At 63.2% G+C, this 19,197-nt stretch carries 22 protein-coding genes; 9 read left to right on the top strand and 13 right to left on the bottom strand.

Translation table 11 applies throughout. The features are described 5' to 3' along the window. Nucleotides 1–23: 23 nt before the first annotated feature. Nucleotides 24–530, bottom strand: a complete 507-nt coding sequence (locus LB566_RS00295; protein WP_224622388.1) for a DUF1993 family protein — start codon at nucleotides 528–530, stop codon at nucleotides 24–26. A 141-nt stretch (nucleotides 531–671) separates the two neighbouring features. Here LB566_RS00295 and LB566_RS00300 point away from each other — a divergent pair, with 141 nt between their 5' ends. Then, entirely contained in the window at nucleotides 672–1,709 is a 1,038-nt protein-coding gene (locus LB566_RS00300; RefSeq protein ID WP_224622390.1) for a DUF1176 domain-containing protein, read from the top strand. A 44-nt stretch (nucleotides 1,710–1,753) separates the two neighbouring features. Here the strand turns inward: LB566_RS00300 and LB566_RS00305 are convergent, their stop codons facing one another. The 8 genes from LB566_RS00305 to LB566_RS00340 all read right to left on the bottom strand — a co-directional run bounded on the left by LB566_RS00305 (nucleotide 1,754) and on the right by LB566_RS00340 (nucleotide 9,546). Then, nucleotides 1,754–2,926 carry an epoxide hydrolase family protein gene (locus LB566_RS00305; protein WP_224622391.1) on the bottom strand — a complete coding sequence of 391 codons (1,173 nt, stop codon included), beginning with the start codon at nucleotides 2,924–2,926 and terminating at the stop codon, nucleotides 1,754–1,756. A 99-nt stretch (nucleotides 2,927–3,025) separates the two neighbouring features. Next, nucleotides 3,026–3,937: an alpha/beta hydrolase gene (locus LB566_RS00310; RefSeq protein WP_224622393.1), complete on the bottom strand. Its 912-nt coding sequence runs from the start codon at nucleotides 3,935–3,937 to the stop codon at nucleotides 3,026–3,028. Nucleotides 3,938–4,122: 185 nt separating this feature from the next. Continuing rightward, nucleotides 4,123–5,733, bottom strand: coding sequence for an NTP transferase domain-containing protein (locus LB566_RS00315; protein ID WP_224622395.1), 1,611 nt, complete (start codon nucleotides 5,731–5,733; stop codon nucleotides 4,123–4,125). After that, nucleotides 5,730–6,434, bottom strand: coding sequence for an XdhC family protein (locus LB566_RS00320; RefSeq protein ID WP_224622397.1), 705 nt, complete (start codon nucleotides 6,432–6,434; stop codon nucleotides 5,730–5,732). The genes LB566_RS00315 and LB566_RS00320 overlap by 4 nt, the downstream gene beginning before the upstream one ends. A 6-nt stretch (nucleotides 6,435–6,440) precedes the next feature. Further along, on the bottom strand, nucleotides 6,441–6,779 hold the full coding sequence (locus tag LB566_RS00325; RefSeq protein ID WP_140548880.1) for an XdhC family protein: 339 nt from the start codon (nucleotides 6,777–6,779) through the stop codon (nucleotides 6,441–6,443). Between the two features lie 57 nt (nucleotides 6,780–6,836). Continuing rightward, complete coding sequence (locus LB566_RS00330; protein WP_224623603.1) at nucleotides 6,837–8,081, bottom strand: vWA domain-containing protein; 1,245 nt, start codon at nucleotides 8,079–8,081, stop codon at nucleotides 6,837–6,839. An 11-nt stretch (nucleotides 8,082–8,092) separates the two neighbouring features. After that, nucleotides 8,093–9,022, bottom strand: coding sequence for an AAA family ATPase (locus LB566_RS00335; RefSeq protein ID WP_140493800.1), 930 nt, complete (start codon nucleotides 9,020–9,022; stop codon nucleotides 8,093–8,095). Next, nucleotides 9,019–9,546, bottom strand: coding sequence for a flavin reductase (locus tag LB566_RS00340; protein WP_140548882.1), 528 nt, complete (start codon nucleotides 9,544–9,546; stop codon nucleotides 9,019–9,021). The genes LB566_RS00335 and LB566_RS00340 overlap by 4 nt, the downstream gene beginning before the upstream one ends. Nucleotides 9,547–9,727: 181 nt before the next feature. On the opposite strand from LB566_RS00340, the gene LB566_RS00345 reads away from it, so the two are divergent. Continuing rightward, complete coding sequence (locus LB566_RS00345; RefSeq protein WP_224622399.1) at nucleotides 9,728–10,801, top strand: branched-chain amino acid ABC transporter substrate-binding protein; 1,074 nt, start codon at nucleotides 9,728–9,730, stop codon at nucleotides 10,799–10,801. Then, entirely contained in the window at nucleotides 10,801–11,820 is a 1,020-nt protein-coding gene (locus LB566_RS00350) for a P1 family peptidase (protein WP_224622400.1), read from the top strand. The genes LB566_RS00345 and LB566_RS00350 overlap by 1 nt, the downstream gene beginning before the upstream one ends. Before the next feature lie 16 nt (nucleotides 11,821–11,836). Here the strand turns inward: LB566_RS00350 and LB566_RS00355 are convergent, their stop codons facing one another. Continuing rightward, nucleotides 11,837–12,091 carry a DUF2171 domain-containing protein gene (locus tag LB566_RS00355; protein WP_140548888.1) on the bottom strand — a complete coding sequence of 85 codons (255 nt, stop codon included), beginning with the start codon at nucleotides 12,089–12,091 and terminating at the stop codon, nucleotides 11,837–11,839. A gap of 139 nt (nucleotides 12,092–12,230) precedes the next feature. Between LB566_RS00355 and LB566_RS00360 the strand changes: the two genes are divergently transcribed. Genes LB566_RS00360 through purB form a run of 3 tightly spaced genes read left to right on the top strand, consistent with a single transcriptional unit; the run spans nucleotide 12,231 to nucleotide 14,844 of the window. Next, a complete protein-coding gene (locus LB566_RS00360) occupies nucleotides 12,231–12,956 on the top strand; it encodes a DUF2259 domain-containing protein (protein WP_224622402.1) in 726 nt (241 codons plus the stop codon). Further along, nucleotides 12,953–13,477, top strand: coding sequence for a hypothetical protein (locus tag LB566_RS00365; protein WP_224622404.1), 525 nt, complete (start codon nucleotides 12,953–12,955; stop codon nucleotides 13,475–13,477). The genes LB566_RS00360 and LB566_RS00365 overlap by 4 nt, the downstream gene beginning before the upstream one ends. A gap of 59 nt (nucleotides 13,478–13,536) precedes the next feature. Then, nucleotides 13,537–14,844 carry an adenylosuccinate lyase gene (gene purB, locus LB566_RS00370; protein WP_224622406.1) on the top strand — a complete coding sequence of 436 codons (1,308 nt, stop codon included), beginning with the start codon at nucleotides 13,537–13,539 and terminating at the stop codon, nucleotides 14,842–14,844. A 60-nt stretch (nucleotides 14,845–14,904) separates the two neighbouring features. On the opposite strand, the gene LB566_RS00375 is transcribed toward purB, so the two are convergent. Next, nucleotides 14,905–15,717, bottom strand: a complete 813-nt coding sequence (locus tag LB566_RS00375) for a VOC family protein (protein WP_224622408.1) — start codon at nucleotides 15,715–15,717, stop codon at nucleotides 14,905–14,907. A 247-nt stretch (nucleotides 15,718–15,964) separates the two neighbouring features. Between LB566_RS00375 and LB566_RS00380 the strand changes: the two genes are divergently transcribed. Next, complete coding sequence (locus tag LB566_RS00380) at nucleotides 15,965–16,519, top strand: RBBP9/YdeN family alpha/beta hydrolase (RefSeq protein WP_224623604.1); 555 nt, start codon at nucleotides 15,965–15,967, stop codon at nucleotides 16,517–16,519. A gap of 28 nt (nucleotides 16,520–16,547) precedes the next feature. Here the strand turns inward: LB566_RS00380 and LB566_RS00385 are convergent, their stop codons facing one another. Together LB566_RS00385 and LB566_RS00390 are read right to left on the bottom strand one after the other, a co-directional pair. Further along, nucleotides 16,548–17,321 (bottom strand): HpcH/HpaI aldolase family protein, encoded by a 774-nt coding sequence (locus tag LB566_RS00385; protein ID WP_224622410.1) that lies wholly within the window; start codon nucleotides 17,319–17,321, stop codon nucleotides 16,548–16,550. Between the two features lie 165 nt (nucleotides 17,322–17,486). After that, nucleotides 17,487–17,807 (bottom strand): DUF1476 domain-containing protein, encoded by a 321-nt coding sequence (locus LB566_RS00390; RefSeq protein WP_140548897.1) that lies wholly within the window; start codon nucleotides 17,805–17,807, stop codon nucleotides 17,487–17,489. Between the two features lie 275 nt (nucleotides 17,808–18,082). Between LB566_RS00390 and purC the strand changes: the two genes are divergently transcribed. Beyond that, nucleotides 18,083–18,877 carry a phosphoribosylaminoimidazolesuccinocarboxamide synthase gene (gene purC / locus LB566_RS00395; protein ID WP_127282327.1) on the top strand — a complete coding sequence of 265 codons (795 nt, stop codon included), beginning with the start codon at nucleotides 18,083–18,085 and terminating at the stop codon, nucleotides 18,875–18,877. A gap of 69 nt (nucleotides 18,878–18,946) precedes the next feature. Continuing rightward, a complete protein-coding gene (gene purS, locus LB566_RS00400) occupies nucleotides 18,947–19,186 on the top strand; it encodes a phosphoribosylformylglycinamidine synthase subunit PurS (protein ID WP_140517697.1) in 240 nt (79 codons plus the stop codon). Nucleotides 19,187–19,197: the final 11 nt, after the last annotated feature.

A 19,197-nucleotide genomic window follows, 5' to 3' on the forward strand; every position in this document is an offset into this window, starting at 1 on the left:
CAACGCCTTGACGGCGTAATCCGTCAACGCGAGCCCAGGAACGTTGCCTTGCCCAGCGGCACACCATTGTGGCGAAGAATGTCGTAGGCGGTGGTGAGGTGGAAATAGAAGTTGGGCATGGCCAGATGCAGGAGATACTGCAAACCGGCCATCGAGACCTCGCGCCCGCCGAGCCTGACCTCGATAATCCGCTCGTCCGAACCTTCGAGATCGGCCGCGGAGAACGTCGCCAGATGGTCAAGCGTCTTGGCGATGCGTGCCTGCAATTCGGCAAAGCTCGCCTCATTGTCCTCGTATTTGGGAACCTCCCGGCCGGCGAGCCGCGATGGGGCTCCCTTGGCATGGTCGGTGGCGATCTGCACCTGCCTGGTCAGCGCGAACATGTCGGGCGCCAGCCGCGCCGTCAGGAATACCTGCGGGTCGATCTTGCGATCGCCGGCGTTCTGTTCGGCGGTGGACAGCACGCTGGACAGCGCTTTCAACCGGGCCGAAAACACGGCCACCGATACTTCATACATGGATAGGGTCACGCAATTATCTCCCGGGCAGTTGAGGCGCCGCGAGCGCGAACTAGCGCCTTCCCGGGCGATTCTTCAAGCGATACCCGCAAGGCGTCACCACGTCGCCGCAATCACCGTGGTAGAATTTCCGTTACCGCGTGGAGATTCCCGATGAGACACGCTTTTCTCGCAGCGACCGCCTTGTTGCCCCTTGCCTCCATCGCCCAGTCGGCACCTGCCGACGAAACGCCCTACGTCGATGACAGGTCGAGCGCCGAGGCGGTTGTCCACTCGCTCTACAGTGCCATCAACCGGCATGAATTCGCGCGTGCCTGGGGTTATTACGGCGATACCAAGCCGGCCAAGGACTTCGATAGCTTCGTCAAGGGCTATGACGGTACCGACAAGGTGGAGGTCAGGACCGGCGCCGTATCCAACGAGGGCGCGGCAGGCAGCATCTACTACAGCGTTCCGGTCGCCATCCAGGCAACCGACAAGAAGGGCGAGGCGAAGGTCTTTGCCGGCTGCTACACTCTGCGCCAGGTCAATGCCCAGATTCAGGCGCCGCCATTCCAGCCGATCTTCATCGACAGCGGAGCGCTGAAGCCGTCGAGCGCGGATTTCGAGCAGGCTGTGCCCGCTAGCTGTGGCGACGGCCCGCCGCCGCCGGAGAAGGATGCAGCCCTGGAGCAGGCCAGGAAGGCTTTCCTGGCCAGCTATAGCGATCAATGCGACAGGGATCTCGCGGCCAAGGAGCCGGAGATTTTTTCCATTAAATACAGGGACAAGGATGCGGCGGCCGGCGATCCCGACAAGGAAACGCGCCTGTTCCATTTTTCCTGCTCGGCGGCCGCATACAATGAAAGCTCGATCTACTACATGACCGACGAGGCGAACGGCGTCAGGCAATTGCAGTTCACCGAACCGGAGATGGACATCCGCTACGTAAACAACGACAGCGAAGGCAAGGTCGAATCCATGCACATCGTCGGCTTTCAGACCACCGGCTGGGCGACCAATTCCAGCTACGACCAGGACGCCCACACAATCACCACCTTCAACAAATGGCGCGGCGCCGGCGATGCCTCGTCAGCAGGCACCTATCTGTTCCGCAACGGCGATTTTTCGCTCGTCCAGTACGACGTCGACGCTTCCTATGACGGCGAGGAAAACCCGCAGACGGTTGTCGACTACAACACCGCTCCGTAGGGAAGACTCAATCAAGAACGCCGCGTTCGACCGGTCCTTCGCATTCACCTGCTCGATTCAGGCCGCGAACGCATCGGCCGAAAGAAGGCGCGAATGTCCTGGACCAGAAGATTGGGCTCCTCCAGCGCAGCGAAATGGCCGCCCCGCGGCATCGGTGTCCATCGCTGCACGTCGAAGACCCTCGCCACCCAGGAGCGCGGCGGCATTGGCAGTTCGCGGGGGAAAAGCGCTACCCCAAGCGGCGGCGAAACGCGTTCCCGCGCCTTGAACGCAAGAGGGGACAGCCGATTCTCCTTGTAGAGTCGCAAGGACGAGGTGAGCGCATTGGTGAACCAGTAGAGAGAAACGTCCGTAAGGAGCGCGTCCATGCCAAAGGCGCGTTCCACGTCACCGTCGCAATCGCTCCAGGAACGGAACTTCTCGATCATCCAGCCTGCGAGACCGATCGGCGAGTCTGTCAGCGCATAAGCAAGCGTCTGAGGCTTCGTGCCCTGCAGATGGGCATAGGCACCCTCCGTTGCCGTCCAGGCCGCAGCCTTGTCCAGAAATGCCTGTTCCTCAACGGTGACAGGTGGCTCAGTTGCACCCAAGGGTGGCCGATAGCTCCCGGGAATGTAATTGACGTGGACGCCAAGCACTTTTTCAGGAAGGAGCCGTGCCATCCAGGTGGAGACGCCCGCGCCGATGTCGCCGCCCTGGCAAGCGAAGCGGTCATAGCCGAGCCCGCACATCAACTGCACCCATAGCTCCGCGATGCGGCCGGAGTGGAAGCCTAGTTCCGTCGGCGCCTGCGAGAAGCCATATCCGGGCAACGAGGGAACCACGACGTGGAAAGCGTCGGCTGGGTCACCACCATGGGCAGATGGATCCGTCAGCAATGGAATGATGCGTTCCATTTCGATGAAGGAACCGGGCCAGCCATGCGTGATGATCAGCGGCAGCGGCGCCGGTCCGGTGCCTGGCTGGTGGACAAAATGGACGTCCAGGTTGTTCACCCTGGCCAGATATTGCGGCAGCCGGTTCAGCCGCGCCTCTTGCGCTCTCCAGTCGAAGCGATCTCGCCAGTAACCGGCAAGGCGCTCCATGAACGTCAGGTCGGCCCCATCGTTCCAGCCTGTTTCGATTGGCGGAACGGGCCATCGCGTTGCGTGAAGACGGCCCTGGAGATCCTCAAGTTGTTCGTTCGGAATCTGGATATTGAAGGGGCGAGCGTCCATCGCCGTGCTCCGAGCCGTTGGATCATATCAGCCTACACCTGCAAGAGGATATCGGCCGAACGATGATAGCCAAACCCAATGCTCTTTGGTCGACATGCATCAAGGCGCCTTCGACAACATCCAGTTGAGCGTGCCCCGCCAGTCGGTCATGCGGATCGGCGTGCCATGGGTGCCGGTCTCGAAGCGGACAAACCGCGTCGGATAGGGATAGGCTTTCGATCTCGCGATGATGGAGCGGAAGAACGCTTCCTGCTTTTCCACAGGGAAAACCACGTCATGGCTGCCCTGGCCGAAGAAGACCGGGACATGGCGCCTGAAGGCAGGGCTTGCGAGGAAACTCTCGTCCCATAGCGAGCCGAGCAGCAGCAGCCCGTTGATGCGCCGGCCGGTATCGTTGCGGGCGGCAAGCTTCCAGCACAGGGCGCCGCCCATCGAGCCACAGGCGACGAAGATTTTCGCGGCTGGCGATTGTTCGGCATAGTGATTGATCAGGGCCGCGACCTGCGCCGCGCCGGTGTCGCCGAAATCGGAAAAGTCCGGGCTGAGATAGAGGCCGCCATTGCCGGCCATCAGGTTTTTCAGTCGGTTGAAATTACCGCCGAAGGTGAAGTCGTCGACGCCCTGCTTGCGGCTGCCCCCTTGCCCGTGCAGGTAAAGCACGATGATGCCGGCGCCTTGCGTCTTGCCAACGGCAATGTGCCTGACATCGCCGACATCGGTCTTCAACAGCAGATCCTGCTGCACCTTGCGTACGCCGGTGTCGGTGTACTGGGCGTGCACCCTTCGCTCCGGCACCTGGTCACGCTGGTTGATGTCACGCATCTCTCGGTAGTCGATGACCGTATAGGCGCCATTGGTGTCGGATGAGAGCGTCGGGGGATAGGCGAACAGATCGTCCTTGAAGGGTTTTAGTTCGAGCGCATCGGCATAGGCGGCGGAAAACAAGAAAAGTAAAGCTGTGAGGGCAGCGCGGCACGCCCCCCTCTGGCTTGCCGGCCATCTCCCCCTCAAGGGGAGAGATTGGACATATGTTCGGCTTTCGCCAACCTCCACGCTTGCAAGGCGGGAGCCGTCATCGAAACTGTCGATCTCCCCCCTTGAGGGGGAGATGGCCGGCAGGCCAGAGGGGGGTAGAAGCGCAGACGCTGGTGAACTGAAAACCATCACTCAGCCATGCGTAATTCAGCTTCGGTTTGTCAATCCTGCAGCACGCCGCCGGCGCCTTCCAGCGCCTCGCGGGTGTCGACATCAACGGACGCGCCCTCGCCGATCTCCACATCGATGACGTCGAGCCCCTCGGCCTCCACCAGATGGCGTGCGCCGGTATCGCCTTCGAGATGGGCGATCGCCGGGAACAGCGAGCGCGGCAGAAGTACCGGGTTGCCGCGTTTGCCAAGGTGCGAGGCGCGGACCACCGAATTGCCTCCTGCCCCGCGAAACGCATCGATCAGCCGGTTGAGATCGCCGGACGAGACACCCGGCATGTCTCCGAGAACGATCATCGCACCGGCGGCGTCTCCCGGCAGATAGGCCATACCGGCTTTCACGGAGGTGGAGAGCCCATCGGCAAAATCGGGATTGTCGGCGAAGGTCACGTCCAGGCCCGACAACGCGCCGCGCACCCGCTCACGTTGATGGCCGGTGACGACGATCGTGCCCGAAGCTTGCGAGGCGAGCGCACGCTCTGCTGTACGGCGGACCAACGGTTGGCCGTCGAAAAGCGCCATAAGCTTGTTCGGCCCGCCCATGCGGCTCGAACGGCCTGCTGCCAAAAGCACGATCCCAACCTTGAGCCGGCTTACGGCCGGCAGCGGTTCGCGCGGCTGCGGGCGTGTCGGGATTTCCATCAGCAGGCCGCCGACGCCCATGCCGGCGATGTCGGTCGCCGTTACGTCGAGGCCGGCGATCAGCCGGTCGAGCACCCAGTCGAAGCCGTTCTCCTTGGGGCTGCGGGCGCAGCCCGGCGCGCCGATGATCTGCTTGCCGGCAAGCTTGCCGAGCACCAGCAGATTGCCGGGGTCGACCGGCATGCCGGCGCGGATGACGGTACCGCCCGCTTCCTCGATCGCGGCCGGAACGACGTCGGCGAAATCGCTCATGGCCGAAGCGCCGAAGATCACCACCATGTCGTTATCGCGCGCCAGCGAGGCGGCCGCCTCGGCCACCGACGCAACCTCGTGCGGCGTGCGGCGCTCGGCCGTCAGCCGCCCGCCCGAACGCGCCAGCCGTGCCTCGGTGACGCGCAACGTCTTGTCGAGCACGCTCGGCTTGACGCCCGGCAACACGGTCTGGATGACACCGACACGAATGGGCCGATAGGCATTGACGGCAAAGATCTCGCCGCCGGCGCAGATCTTCATGACCGCATCGACCAGCGCCGACCCGACGGCGAAGGGAATGATCTTCACTGTCGCTACCATCTGGCCCTTTTCAACCGGCGCATGCTGGCCAAGCGTGGCAATGGTAATGGTTGGATCGACGGCATTGATGGCGTCGATCATCGCGCTGTTGACGGTGAAGACGCCAGCGGCTTGGGCATGGAGGTTGACCCGCCCGGTCGCGGCAGGCTTGGCCACGACATTGCGGTGGCGCATACCGGTCGCGATCCGTTCAGCGGCGGCGTCTTCGCCCAGATCGCCGGGAGAAAGCACGGCCGCAACGACTTCGCCGATGCCCGCCGCTTTCAGCACCCCGACATCCTCTGCACTCAGCCGATGCGCTTTGCGGAAACGTCGCTCGCCGACCGTCGTCGCGTGCGCAAGCACGGCGCCCTCAGCCTGTTCGATAGGAACCGGGCCGAATTTCACGCTGCGGCGTCCCTGGCTTCAAGGCCGCGCGAGCGAAATGCGTGAATAACCTGCGCCAGCACGGCGGCGGCGATCTCGGCGGGGCTGGCCGCACCGATGTCGAGACCGATCGGCGCATGGATGCGATCGATCTGCTCGGAAGTGGCGCCCAGCGCCAACAGGCGCTCGACCCGCTTGGCGTGGGTTTTCCTGCTGCCAAGTGCCCCGACATAGAAGCACCTGGCGTCGAGCGCCGCTTTCAACGCGAAATCGTCGATCTTGGGATCGTGGGTGACGGCAGCGACCGCCGTGTAGCTGTCGAGTGGCTGTCGTTGCAGGACCTCCGCAGGCCATTCGGCGTGCAACGCGACGTCGGGGAAGCGGTCCGACGTGGCAAAAGCCGTGCGCGGATCGATGATCTCGACTGGATAGCCGGCGATCCTGGCCATCGGCGCCAGCGCCTGGCTGATATGCACGGCGCCGATCACCACCAGGCGCGGATGCGGCAGATGCGCGTTGAGAAAGAAGGTCCGCCCTTCCGCTTCGACCGAACCGGAATTCCCGGTGCGGAACGCCTTGCTGATCGCGGCACCGAGATCGCCGGCGACCGCATCGCCTTCGCGCACGACACGGTCGCGGCCATCACCAAGATCGGTGACCAGGATCGCGGCGCGGCGCGCGCGACGCTCGGCGTTGAGTGTTTTCAGCGCATAAGGATCCATCGAAGATCAGCCTAGTCTTTCCACATAAACTTTGATGCGGCCGCCGCAGGAAAGGCCCACCTGCCAGGCGGTCTCGTCGGCGACGCCGAATTCCAGCATTCTGGGCTTGCCGGTGCCGATGACGTCCATGGCCTCCGTGACCACGGCGCCTTCGACACAGCCGCCCGAAACCGAGCCGTGGAAATTGCCGTCGGCGTCGATGACCAGATGGCTGCCGGCCGGGCGTGGCGCGGAACCCCAGGTCTCGACGACGGTCGCGATGGCGACATCCTTGCCGTCCTTCATCCAGCCTTCCGCGATGATCAGCGGGTCGCGGGCCTCGTCGAGATAAATGCTGTCGCTCATCGTTGCTTCTCTCAGGGTCTGTTTTTCCCGAAAATATGTGTCTTCAGCAGCATATGGCTACGCGGCGCGCCTCGCGCCACCCTCCATCCATCGCCGCGGATCGACGGCATATCCAGGCTTCCGGTCCAGCGAAGCGCAGAGATCGGCGAGCGCATCGAGATTGTGCACGGCACGGAATTCATCGACATGCGGCAGCATCGCCCTGACGCCGCGGGCGCGCGCCTGGAAACCGCCGAAGCGCAGCAAGGGGTTCAGCCAGATCAGCCGCCGGCAGGATTTGTGCAGACGCTCCATTTGCTCCGAGAGGCCGTCGACCGCGTCTCGCTCGAGCCCGTCGGTGATCAAAAGCACCACCGCGCCCTGTCCCAGCACGCGACGCGACCATATCAGGTTGAACTCGGCCAGCGTGTCGCCGATGCGCGTGCCGCCCGACCAGTCTTTCACCGCGGCGGAACAATCGGCCAAGGCGGCGTCGGGATCGCGATGGCGCATCTGGCGGCTCAGATTGGTGAGCCTGGTGCCGAAGACGAAAGTGTGCACGCGACGGCGCTTTTCCGTCAGAGCATGCAGGAAATGCAGGAAAATACGCGTGTATTGGCTCATCGAACCGGAAATGTCGGCGAGCACGACCAGCGGCGGATACACTTCGCGGGGCGAGCGGAACTTCGGCAGGATCAGTTCACCGCCAGTGCGTGCGGCCGAGCGCATCATGGCACGCGGATCGATGCGGCGACCATGCGCATCGGCCTTGAACCGGCGTGTCCGCACCATGTCGAAGGGCAACCGCAGTTCGGCGATCGCTTTCCTGGCATCGGCCATCTCGGCGGCATTCATCTGAGCGAAATCCTTGGCCCTCAGCACCTCGTTGCCGGAGAAAGTAAAGCGCGCGTCGACCTCGATCTCTGGGATTTCCTGCGTCGGCTGGTTCCTGCTGTGGCCTTCGAACATAGCCTGGCTGACACGGCTTTCGGCCGCGCGTGGCTTCTGCTTCTCCCTGGTATCGGGCGCCACCGGCGAAAGCATCGCCAGCATCTTTTCGACCAGCTCACGCGACTTCCAGAATAGCCGGAAGGCCTCGTCGAAGGTGGCATGGTCCTCATGCCGCGACACCAGCACGGCATGCAGTGTCCAGTAGAAATCGTCGCGCGAGCCGATGCCGGCGGCAAGTACCGCCTCGATGGCGTCCTTGACCGAGGCCGGCCCGACCCGCATGCCTGATTTGCGCAAGACACGGGCGAAATAGACGATGTTGTCGGCGATGTGGCCGTCGACAGTCGCCTCCTTGGGTTCCGCGCGAGGCATGGCCATGAGCCCTACTCCGCCGCCGAAAGCTCGGCCTTCACCTCGTCGAGGATACGCCGGCCTTCGCCCTCGCCGATGCGGGCAATGTCGTCCTGGTATTTCAGCAGCACGCCGATCGTGTCGGAGACGGTTTCCGGGTCGAGTGCGACTTTGTCGAGTTCGGTCAGCGCGCCGGCCCAGTCGATGGTCTCGGCGACGCCCGGCATCTTGAACAATTCGATCTGGCGCAGCTTCTGGATGAAGGAGACCACCTCGGCCGAAAGCCGGCTGTTCGCCTGCGGCACCTTGCGGCGCACGATCTCCAATTCCCGCTCGGCGCTGGGATAATCGACCCAGTGATAGAGGCAGCGCCGCTTCAGCGCGTCATGGATCTCGCGGGTGCGGTTGGTGGTGATGATGACGATCGGCGGTTCCTCCGCCCTGATCGTGCCGAGTTCGGGCACCGTCACCTGGAAATCGGAAAGGATCTCGAGCAGGAAGGCCTCGAACGCCTCATCGGTGCGGTCGAGCTCGTCAATCAGGAAAACCGGGGCGGCGCCGGCCTTGCCGGTCAGCGCATCGAGCACCGGACGGCGTATCAGATATTTTTCCGAGAAAACGTTGCGCTCCATGTCGGAGCGGTCGACCTTGCCGGCCGCCTCCTCCATGCGGATCTCGATCATCTGCGCGGCATAATTCCACTCGTAGACGGCGGACGAGACGTCGAGACCCTCATAACATTGCAGACGGATCAGCCGGCGGCCGAGTGCCTCGGCCAGCACCTTGGCGATCTCGGTTTTGCCGACGCCGGCCTCGCCCTCGAGGAACAACGGCCGCTTCATGCGCAGCGACAGGAAAAGCACGGTGGCCAACGACCGGTCCGCCACATAGTCCGCGCCGGTCAGAAGATCGAGCGTCTCGTCGATCGTCCGCGGCACGGGGCGCGGTTTCAGCTCGGTCATTCCTTCTCCGTGGACGCCTCTGCCCCGCTTTCCAGAACGTGGTAGCCGCGGGCGTGATAGATCAGCGGCCGCAAATTATCGCCCATGCGCAGGCCTGTCACCTTGCCAAAAAGCACACGATGGGTGGCCAAGTCCTTGGTGTCGATCAGTTCGCAGTCGAACACCGCCAGCGCGCCCTTCAACGTCGGCGCGCCGGTGGAGATCACGTCCCACTCCCCGAGCGCGAAACGTTCCTCGACCGGCAAGCCGGTCATGCCGGAAAAGCCCACCGACAGCGGCTCCTGGTGCGAGGCAAGCGTGTTCAAGGCAAACCTGCCGTTTTTCACGAACGGCTCATTCTTGGGATTTTCGCGGTTGAGGCAGACCAGAATGGTCGGCGGCGTGTCCGACACAGAACAGGCCGCGATCACCGTCGCGCCGCGCCTGCCGGCCGGACCGTCGGTGGTGACCACATGGACGTGGCCGGCAAAATGGCTCATCGCGTCGCGATAGGCCTGCGGCCCAATGTCGTTCTTCTTCAACACCGGAGATTTTCCATAACCAGAACCCTACCGCTATATATGGCTAGATATGACATGCCACAAGCGAAGCGCTTGGCCCATATCCCGATATTCGCGTGTTGCGCCAAGACCGGGCAGCCTTTAGGTCTTGGCGGGAGTGGCGCCGGGAACCATCCGGGCTCGCTTGGAGGAAGTCTTCGACAGGATGCGACCCGGGGGAACGATATCTGCCGCGCTGGCCTGGCTGCTGCTGACCGGCGCCGCCAGCGCCCAAACGGTGCTTGTCGGCGTTGCCGCGCCGCTCTCCGGATCCTCGGCGATCCTCGGCAGGCAGATCGAGGCGGGCGCCGAGATGGCGGCCCAGGTGAACGGCATCGAATTCAAGACGGTCGACGATGCCTGCACGGCCGGGGGGGGTGCCGCGGCAGCCCGCGAATTCGCGGCCGCGAAGGTCAATGTCGTGGTGGGATTTCTTTGTACGGAAACGATCGAGGCGGCGATGCCGATCCTCAAGGATGCGGGCATCCCCGTCATCACTGTTGGCGTGCGAACCGAAAGCCTGACGGACCGCCGTCCCAAGACCGGCTGGCCGGTCTACCGGCTCGGACCGAGGGGCGACGACGAGCGCAACGCCGTCGCCACCACCCTCACACGGCTTTGGCAGAACGAACTGTTCGCTGTCATCGACGACGGCACCATCTATGGCCGCGAGATCGCCGAGACATTGCGGGCGGCTGCCGAACAGGCGGCGCTGAAGCCGGTGTTCGTCGACACGTTCCGACCGCAGCTCGACAACCAGATCGGTCTGATTGGCCGGCTGAAGAAGGCCGGCGCAACCCATGTCTTTGCCGGTGGCGATGGCGACGACATCGCCATCATGGGTCGCGACGCCGCGCAACTCGACGCCGGCATCGTATTCGCCGGCGGCGAGAACCTGCGCACGCCGCCCGGCGCAGTGCCCTATGCCACGGGTACACTGATGATCGCTCCCCCCGAATGGGCCGATGTCGCCGATCCCAAGGTGCTCGAGGCGTTCGCCTCGCAAAAGATCGTGCCGGACGGCTATACGCTGCCGGCCTATGCGGCGGTAGAAACCGCCAAGGCGGCCATGGCGGAAGCGGCAAGCTCCGGCAGGCCGCTTGCCGAAGCGCTCATCGGGCATGATTTCACCACGGCGATCGGGCCGGTGCGCTTTGACGCAAAGGGCGACCTCAGCCGGAAACCGTACCGCGTCTTCCGTTTCGATGGCGCCCGCTTCGTACCGCTGGAAAGCAACTGATGTTTCGCACCGGCCCGCGCAACCTGATCACCGATGTCGCCGGTCTCAGCGTCGGCAATGCCTCCGATGCCCGACTGAAATCCGGCGTGACGACCGTCCTTTGCGACGAACCGGCTGTAGCCGGCGTCCAGATCCTGGGCGGTGCACCGGGCACGCGCGAGACGGACCTGCTCGAACCCCACAATTCGGTCGAGACGGTCCATGCCGTGGTGCTGTCGGGCGGGTCGGCTTTCGGCCTCGACGCAGCGTCCGGCGTACAGGCAGCGCTGCGCGAGCGTGGCATTGGCTTCGAGGTCGGCGGCTTTCGCGTGCCGATCGTGCCGGCGGCGATCCTCTTCGACCTGCGCAATGGCGGCGACAAGGACTGGGGCCGCTATCCGCCGTACCGCGATCTCGGCTACGCGGCGGCGCAGGCCGCCGGTTCGGATTTCCAGATCGGCACGACCGGCGCCGGCACCGGCGCGCTGACCTCCGGTCTCAAGGGCGGGCTTGGCTCGGCTTCGACGCTGCTTGACAATGGCATCACGATCGGCGCGCTTGCGGCGGTCAATCCGACCGGTTCGGTAACCGTCAGCCGAAGCCGCCATTTCTGGGCGGCTCCGTTCGAGATCGGCGATGAATTCGGCGCACTTGGCTATCCCTCGCCGATGCCGGACGACGCCAAAAGCATCCTCTTGAAATTTCGCGACAAGGAGTTCACGGGCAAGACGGACACGGGCGGCAACACCACAATCGCCGTCATCGCCACCGACGCCGTTCTCACCAAGGCTGCTGCAAAGCGCCTGGCCATGTCGGCGCATGACGGTTTCGTGCGGGCCATATGGCCGACGCACACGCCGGCCGATGGCGATCTGGTCTTCGCGCTGGCGACGGGCAGGAGCGGTATCCGGCTCGAAGCCGACACGGCAATCGACCTTTATGCCGCGGCAGGCGCCACGATGGCGCGCGCCATCACTCGAGGCGTTTTCGCCGCGACGCCCGCCGAGGGCGATCTGTTTCCGGTCTGGTCGTCGCGCTGACGGCGGTTACACGCGATCAGGTGGGGTCGGACTTTTCTTCCTCGAAAGTGACCGCGACGTCGGAATTCGCCGACAGCCAGACCTTCTTTCCCTCGACCTCCGCAACAAGGCTCAAGGGAATGAAATGGTGGTGCCCCTTATGCGCGCCCATGCCGCTGTCGGACTTGGTCAGCTTGATCCGCTGCCCCTCGACCTTGTCGACGGTGCCGACATGGACGCCATCGGCACCGATCACTTCCATATGCTCACGAATTTTGCTGGTGTCGGTCATGGTGGTTCTCCATTGGGACTGCCGACAATAACAGACGAGGCCGCGATTGGATGCATGGCGCTTGCTTTATCGGACAGCGCGACGCCGGCGTCTTGCCGTGATAGGGAATGGCGATATCGTTGGCCCGGCGGGAAACCTTATGCAAGACCGTCTTCTGTTTGCCGTTTGCCTGCTCGCGCAGTTTTGCGCGCTCGTCGCCGCCCGGGCCGGAGATGTCGCCGAGCTTGAAATCCTGGGCTTCACCAAAGACGGCGGCGTCTTCGCGTTCGAGGAATATGGCGTGCAGGATGGATCGGGATTTCCCTACGCCAATCGCTATTACATCGACACCAGCAACGACAGCTTTCTCAAGGGAACGCCTATTCGCGTCAGGCTGGACGACGAGAACGCCACATTGGCGGCGGCTCGTGTTCAGGCCCGCGAGAAGGGCGAAGCGGTCGTCAGCCAGACGGAGTTGGCCGCGAACAAGGGCATTACCGCGGGCTTCAACCCGGTAACGGAGCTGTCCGCCGACCCGCATCGGATGGCGGTCAATCCGCGTCCGATCTTCTCGCCGGTCGACCAGCCGCTCGAGTTTCGGCTGGACGAGATCGGCATGAACGATGCCGAGGGCTGCGCGAGCCAGGGCGAGATCAACGGCTTTCGGCTGCTGCGCATCGAGGCGCAAGACGGCGGTACAACGAAGCTACTGCACGAGGACAAATCGATCCCCAAGAGCCGGGGTTGCCCGAACGGCTACCGCATCGGAGCCGTGCAGACATTTTCGATGGACAGTCTCAGCGCCTATGCGGTGCTTATCGCGGTGCGCCAATATGGCTTCGAAGGGCCGGATTATCGCTGGATCGCGGTGACGGGTCGCCTGTGACACCGCTCGTCCAACCCGCCAGGCGTCTCCGCACCCTGGGCCGCCTCCGCCATGCCATACCTGCGCTGCGCACGGCGCTGCTCGGCGCTGTGGTGTGGGCCGCCACGATGGGCGCCAGCGCGCTCCTCAACCTGTTGCTGGAAAGTTGGGTGACGCCAGATAAAATCCGCACCGTGACGCTGCTGTTTGCAGGCGGCGGCGCTCTGGCCTTTCCTGTTGGCCTGTTCGCGGCACGGCTGGTCTCGCTCGGAAGGAGCCGGGAAGTCGCCTTCGCGGCGGCATTCGTGGGTCTCGCCGCCGCGACGACCGGCCTGACCGCCGGGCTGTATGCCTTGCAGTACCGGTCCTACTATGCCGAATGGCATGCACCCACCTTCACCCTCACCTGGGGGCTTCAGTTCGTCTTCACGATGGCGGTGGCACTCTACCAGTTCGCGGTGCTGGGCATCCGGCTCTATTTTCCGCTCGGCTTCGTCGCCTTGTTTGCCGCCAGCCTCTGGTTTGCGCGGCAGCGGCGTTGAGCATTTTGTCCGCCTCTGTTAGGACGCAGGCAAATTTCTCGACACGTCAGGACTGACCGATGATCCCTCGCTACTCCAGGCCGGAAATGGTCGCCATATGGTCGCCCGAAACCCGGTTTCGCATCTGGTTCGAGATCGAGGCTCATGCCTGCGACGCGCTGGCCGAACTCGGCGTCATCCCGAAACAGGCGGCGAAAACCATCTGGGAAAAAGGCAATGCCGCGAAGTTCGACGTCGATGCGATCGACGAGATCGAGCGCGTCACCAAGCACGACGTCATCGCTTTTCTCACCCATCTCGCCGAATTCGTCGGGCCCGACGCACGCTTCATCCATCAGGGCATGACGTCCTCGGACGTTCTCGACACGTGTTTCGCGGTGCAACTCACCCGCGCCAGCGACATGCTGCTGGCCGACATCGATGCGCTGCTTGCGGCGCTGAAGCGCCGCGCTTTCGAGCACAAGGATACCGTTACCATCGGCCGCAGCCACGGCATCCACGCCGAGCCGACCACTTTCGGCGTCAAGCTGGCGCAAGCCTATGCCGAATTTTCGCGCTGCCGCGAGCGGCTCGTGCACGCTCGCGAGGACATAGCCACCTGCGCCATTTCGGGAGCGGTCGGCACCTTCGCCAATATCGAGCCTTATGTCGAAGAGCATGTCGCGGCAAAGCTCGGGTTGAAGCCGGAGCCGGTATCGACGCAGGTCATCCCGCGCGACCGCCATGCCATGTTCTTCGCCACGCTCGGCGTCATCGCATCGTCGGTGGAGCGGCTGGCGATCGAGATCCGGCATCTGCAGCGCACCGAGGTGCTGGAAGCCGAAGAGTATTTTTCGCCTGGCCAGAAAGGTTCGTCGGCGATGCCGCACAAGCGCAACCCGGTGCTGACAGAGAACCTAACCGGCCTTGCCCGCATGGTGCGCTCCTTCGCACTGCCGGCGATGGAGAATGTGGCGCTCTGGCACGAGCGCGACATTTCGCATTCCTCCGTCGAGCGCATGATCGGGCCGGATGCGACGGTGACGCTGGATTTCGCGCTGGCGCGGCTGACCAGCGTCATCGACAAACTGCTCGTCTATCCCGACAACATGCTGAAGAACATGAACAAGTTCCGCGGCCTAGTGCATTCGCAGCGCGTGCTCTTGGCATTGACGCAAGCCGGCGTCTCTCGTGAGGACGCCTACCGGCTGGTGCAGCGCAATGCCATGAAGGTATGGGAACAAGGCGCTGATTTTCTTGAAGAATTGCTGGCCGACAAGGACGTCATCGCCGCCCTGCCGGAAGCCGAGATCCGGGAGAAATTCGATCTTGGTTATCACACCAAGCATGTCGATACGATCTTCAGGCGGGTGTTCGGAGAGGCGTGAGGGGCTTTCCTTCTCCCCGTCGGTATACGAGGAGAAGGTACCGCGGGACGTAACTGCCGATCACGCTTTGCCGGGAACGGTCCTGATCACCGTGCCCCACGGATCTTCGCGGGTCGTTTCATTGGCCACGTTGTCGGAACGCATCTCGACCCAGGCAAGGCCCGACCGGGCCGGGTCGCGGCGGCCGGCGCCGGCGCTCTGCCACGCATTGGCGCCGATATGATGATGGTAGTGGCCTGACGACAGGAACACAGCCTGGCCGCCATACTTCGCCACCGTGTCGAAGCCGAATTCCTGGTTCCACCAGGCTTCCGCCTCTTCCGGCCGGCCGACGCGCAGGTGGACGTGGCCGACAATGCTGTTTTCAGGCGCACCGTGCCAGCCGGCGTCACCGGCCGGCACGTCGGCAACGACGGACGGGATGTTCAGCCGCTCGGTCGCCATCGCGATCTTGTCGCCGTTCCATTTCCAGTCCTGCGGCCGGCGATCGGCGTAGATCTCGATGCCGTTGCCTTCCGGGTCGGTCAAATAAAGCGCTTCGCTGACCAGATGGTCGGAGGCGCCTTCGATGGCGATCTTGCTGGCGATGGCGTGATTGATCCAGCGGCCAAGGTCGGCTCGGCTGGGCAGCAGGAAAGCGGTGTGGAACAGGCCGGCGCTACGCGGATCGTCGGGCTTGGCCGAGGCATCCGGCTCCAGCACCAACAGCGGACGGTTAGCGGCGCCCAGGGTGATCGCGCCATCGGCGCGGCTCAATTCCTGCAAGCCGACAACGGCACGGTAATAAGCGGCCAGGCCTTCGGCATCGCGGGCCTTCAGACCGACGCGCGAGACGCTGACCGGCGTGGTCGCAGCAAAGGGCAGTTCACTCATCAAAGTCTCCGCTCGGCCAGCGCCGGTCGACACTCCCAAGGCAAGGAGCCCTGCGCCACCGGTCATCTTGCGTCGTGTCAGATCCAAAAGCCCGGCTCTTACACGGCTGTTTCGTTTCACCACGGTAGATCGTCGATCGCGATCGTTCACACAAGGCGAGAAAAATCGAACAGGTTGTTCACAATTGTGACGTGCCGTGCCTGCCGAGATAGTTGCACGAAACAGAGACGCTCGCTACATGCGCGCCATGAAGGTCAAGGACGCAGATATTCTCATCATCCCGGGCTATACCAATTCCGGACCCGAGCACTGGCAAACCCGCTGGCAATCCAAGCTGTCGACCGCGCGGCGCGTCGAACAGGCGGAATGGTCCAAGCCCGTGCGCGAGGACTGGACGGCGAGCGTGGCCAGCGCCGTCAACGAGGCCGAGAGACCCGTCGTCCTCGTCGCGCATTCGCTGGGCGTTGCCGCGGCGGTACAAGCCATCCCGCGGTTCCGCAAGCCGGTCGCCGGCGCATTCCTCGTGGCGCCGCCCGATGTCGCCAATCCGGAGATACGGCCAAGGCACCTGATGACGTTCGGCCCCTACTCGCGCGAGCCCCTGCCCTTCCCGTCCATGGTGATTGCCAGCCGCAACGATCCGTTCTGCGCCTTCGACGTCGCCGAGGACATTGCGGGCGCCTGGGGGTCTCTCTTCATCGATGCCGGTGAAGCCGGTCACCTCAACGCCGATTCAGGCTTCGGCCCATGGCCCGAAGGTTCGATGACCTTCGCCAAATTCCTGACCGACCTGAAGGCCTGACGACCCCCACCGGATCGTTGCTCTTCAATCAGGCGCCGATCGAATCCTTGATGCCCCTCAAAAGCGTCTTCGCCCCCAGCGAAATCAGCGAGTGCTCGGACCCTGTGGCCAGCAGCCGGTAGCCCATCGCCACGACGCGGCCGGCAATGGCCGGTTCGATGACGTAGATCGCCGCATGCTTACCGGCCTTGCGGGTACGCTCGGCGATCGAACCCACCGTTTCCATCATGCTTTCGAGCGTCGAATTGACGGTCGTGCCGTTCGACCAGGCAATCGAGAAGTCCGATGGCCCCAGGAAAATGCCGTCGATACCGGGTGTATCGAGGATGCCGTCCAGCGCATCGAGCGCCGCCCGCGTCTCGACCATGGCGAAGGCCATGGTGCGCTGGTTGCTGTCGCGCAGCCATTCGGCATGATCACCCTTGCCATGGCGTGGGAAGGCATAGGTCGGGCCCCAGGAGCGCTCGCCCACCGGCGGGTATTTCATCGCCGCAGCGAACAGTTTTGCATCCGCCACCGAGTTGACCATCGGCGCGATCACCGCCTCGGCGCCAAAATCGAGCGCCCGGCTGGCCATGTCAAAACGGCCGACGGGAATACGCACCAATGCCGGCTTGCCGGTGGCAAGCACGGGCGCCAGGCCGCGCAACACGCTGTCTTCATGATGGCCGCCATGCTGCATGTCGAGCGTGACCGCATCGAAGCCCTGCCTGGCAAGGATTTCGACGGTCAGCGCGTCCGGCACGCCCGACCACGCGGTGACCAGCGTTTCATCGGCCGCAAGGCGGGATTTCAGGGACATCGGCTTCTTCCTCGCTAAGGATCGCAGTTTCAGCCGGAAATGCCGGGAAACGCAAAGAAAAACCGCCCGGCTGGATCGGACGGTCGATTGGTCCAGTCATTCTTTTGTGTGCCGCAGGTTCGTCGCAAATGGTGGGACACTTTTGCGGAACCTGCTTCAGCCGGATCAGGTGTTCTTGATCTGCTCGATCGCCTGCGCCATCAATTCGTCCATGGTACGGCGGATCTGATGGTCCGACTGGCTGACGCCGGCAGCGTCGAAATCCTTGCGTATCTTGCGGAAGACGTCGTGATCGCCGGCTTCCTCGATATCGGAAACAACCACTTCCCTGGCGTAGGCGTCGGCCTCGGCGCCGGATTTCCCGAGCTTTTCCGCGGCCCACAGGCCGAGAGCCTTGTTGCGGCGCGCCGACGCCTTGAACCGAAGCTCCTCGTCGAAGACGAATTTGCGCTCAAAACCCTCTTCGCGATCCTTCATGTTGCTCATGGCATCCCTCCGATGGAAATCGATTCGCTGGCATTGATGAATATGTGATGGCGGAGCACAAACCAAAAGGCTGGCGGCCGGTCAATACGCTTCGTGGTTTGCTGCGCTGCGGCATTTCGGTCCCGAAAGCGGTTGATTGAAAGGATTTGCCGATTGAGCAAACAAGACGATTACGATAGACACCGGCATTGAACGCCACCGTCGCCACACTAATTTAGGCAGACGGACAGGAACTGGTCGCTTGCCGCCTGCCCGCAAATCCAGAGAAAAATCAAATGAAAAATCGCCGCCGCATTTATGAAGGCAAGGCCAAGATACTTTATGAAGGCCCTGAGCCCGGGACGCTGATCCAGTTCTTCAAGGATGACGCCACCGCGTTCAACAAGAAAAAACACGAAGTCGTCGATGGCAAGGGCGTGCTTAACAATCGCATTTCCGAGCACATCTTCAATCATCTCAACCGGATGGGTATTCCGACCCACTTCATCCGCCGGCTCAATATGCGCGAGCAGTTGATCAAGGAGGTCGAGATCATCCCGCTCGAAGTGGTGGTGCGCAATGTCGCCGCCGGTTCGCTGTCCAAGCGGCTTGGCATCGAGGAAGGCACCGTCCTGCCCCGCTCGATCATCGAATTCTATTACAAGGCCGACGCCCTCGACGATCCGATGGTGTCTGAAGAGCACATCACTGCCTTCGGCTGGGCGAGCCCGCAGGAAATCGACGACGTCATGGCGCTGGCCATTCGCGTCAACGACTTCCTGTCCGGCCTGTTCATGGGCGTCGGCATCCAGCTCGTCGATTTCAAGATCGAGTGCGGACGCCTGTTCGAGGGCGACATGATGCGCATCGTCGTCGCCGACGAGATTTCGCCCGATTCCTGCCGGCTGTGGGACGTGGCGACGCAGGACAAGCTCGACAAGGACCGTTTCCGCCGCGACATGGGCGGCCTTGTCGAAGCCTATCAGGAAGTCGCCCGCCGTCTCGGCATCATGAATGAGAACGAGCCGCCGCGTCCAACCGGACCGGTGCTCGTCGCGTCCAGCGAACCGCCGAAGGGCATGAAGCACTAATTGCCCGCAACGGGCTTGCCGGCAACGGCAGGTCCGGCGCAGGCCGATACCGATCATTCAGGAGCGTCGATGAAAGCCCGTATCACCGTAACCCTCAAGAACGGCGTGCTGGACCCGCAAGGCAAGGCAATCGAGCATGCGCTGTCGGGGCTGGGTTTTGACGGCATCGGCTCGGTGCGACAGGGCAAGGTGTTCGACGTCGAGCTCGCCGGGACCGACAAGGCCAAGGCCGAGGCCGACCTGAAAGCCATGTGCGACAGACTGCTGGCGAATACGGTGATTGAGAATTATAGTGTGACGCTTACCTGAGGTTGTGTCGG

The organism is Mesorhizobium sp. CA13 (genome assembly GCF_020165235.1).
Taxonomy (GTDB): domain Bacteria; phylum Pseudomonadota; class Alphaproteobacteria; order Rhizobiales; family Rhizobiaceae; genus Mesorhizobium.

What these genes read in the sequence shown, in the direction of transcription:
- LB566_RS00300 (WP_224622390.1), top strand. Translation starts at nt 672, where the DNA reads ATGAGACACGCTTTTCTCGCAGCGACCGCCTTGTTGCCCCTTGCCTCC.
- LB566_RS00305 (WP_224622391.1), bottom strand. Translation starts at nt 2,926, where the DNA reads ATGGACGCTCGCCCCTTCAATATCCAGATTCCGAACGAACAACTTGAG.
- LB566_RS00320 (WP_224622397.1), bottom strand. Translation starts at nt 6,434, where the DNA reads ATGGATCCTTATGCGCTGAAAACACTCAACGCCGAGCGTCGCGCGCGC.
- LB566_RS00325 (WP_140548880.1), bottom strand. Translation starts at nt 6,779, where the DNA reads ATGAGCGACAGCATTTATCTCGACGAGGCCCGCGACCCGCTGATCATC.
- LB566_RS00330 (WP_224623603.1), bottom strand. Translation starts at nt 8,081, where the DNA reads ATGCCTCGCGCGGAACCCAAGGAGGCGACTGTCGACGGCCACATCGCC.
- LB566_RS00335 (WP_140493800.1), bottom strand. Translation starts at nt 9,022, where the DNA reads ATGACCGAGCTGAAACCGCGCCCCGTGCCGCGGACGATCGACGAGACG.
- LB566_RS00345 (WP_224622399.1), top strand. Translation starts at nt 9,728, where the DNA reads ATGCGACCCGGGGGAACGATATCTGCCGCGCTGGCCTGGCTGCTGCTG.
- LB566_RS00350 (WP_224622400.1), top strand. Translation starts at nt 10,801, where the DNA reads ATGTTTCGCACCGGCCCGCGCAACCTGATCACCGATGTCGCCGGTCTC.
- LB566_RS00355 (WP_140548888.1), bottom strand. Translation starts at nt 12,091, where the DNA reads ATGACCGACACCAGCAAAATTCGTGAGCATATGGAAGTGATCGGTGCC.
- LB566_RS00360 (WP_224622402.1), top strand. Translation starts at nt 12,231, where the DNA reads ATGCAAGACCGTCTTCTGTTTGCCGTTTGCCTGCTCGCGCAGTTTTGC.
- purB (WP_224622406.1), top strand. Translation starts at nt 13,537, where the DNA reads ATGATCCCTCGCTACTCCAGGCCGGAAATGGTCGCCATATGGTCGCCC.
- LB566_RS00375 (WP_224622408.1), bottom strand. Translation starts at nt 15,717, where the DNA reads ATGAGTGAACTGCCCTTTGCTGCGACCACGCCGGTCAGCGTCTCGCGC.
- LB566_RS00380 (WP_224623604.1), top strand. Translation starts at nt 15,965, where the DNA reads ATGAAGGTCAAGGACGCAGATATTCTCATCATCCCGGGCTATACCAAT.
- LB566_RS00385 (WP_224622410.1), bottom strand. Translation starts at nt 17,321, where the DNA reads ATGTCCCTGAAATCCCGCCTTGCGGCCGATGAAACGCTGGTCACCGCG.
- LB566_RS00390 (WP_140548897.1), bottom strand. Translation starts at nt 17,807, where the DNA reads ATGAGCAACATGAAGGATCGCGAAGAGGGTTTTGAGCGCAAATTCGTC.
- purC (WP_127282327.1), top strand. Translation starts at nt 18,083, where the DNA reads ATGAAAAATCGCCGCCGCATTTATGAAGGCAAGGCCAAGATACTTTAT.
- purS (WP_140517697.1), top strand. Translation starts at nt 18,947, where the DNA reads ATGAAAGCCCGTATCACCGTAACCCTCAAGAACGGCGTGCTGGACCCG.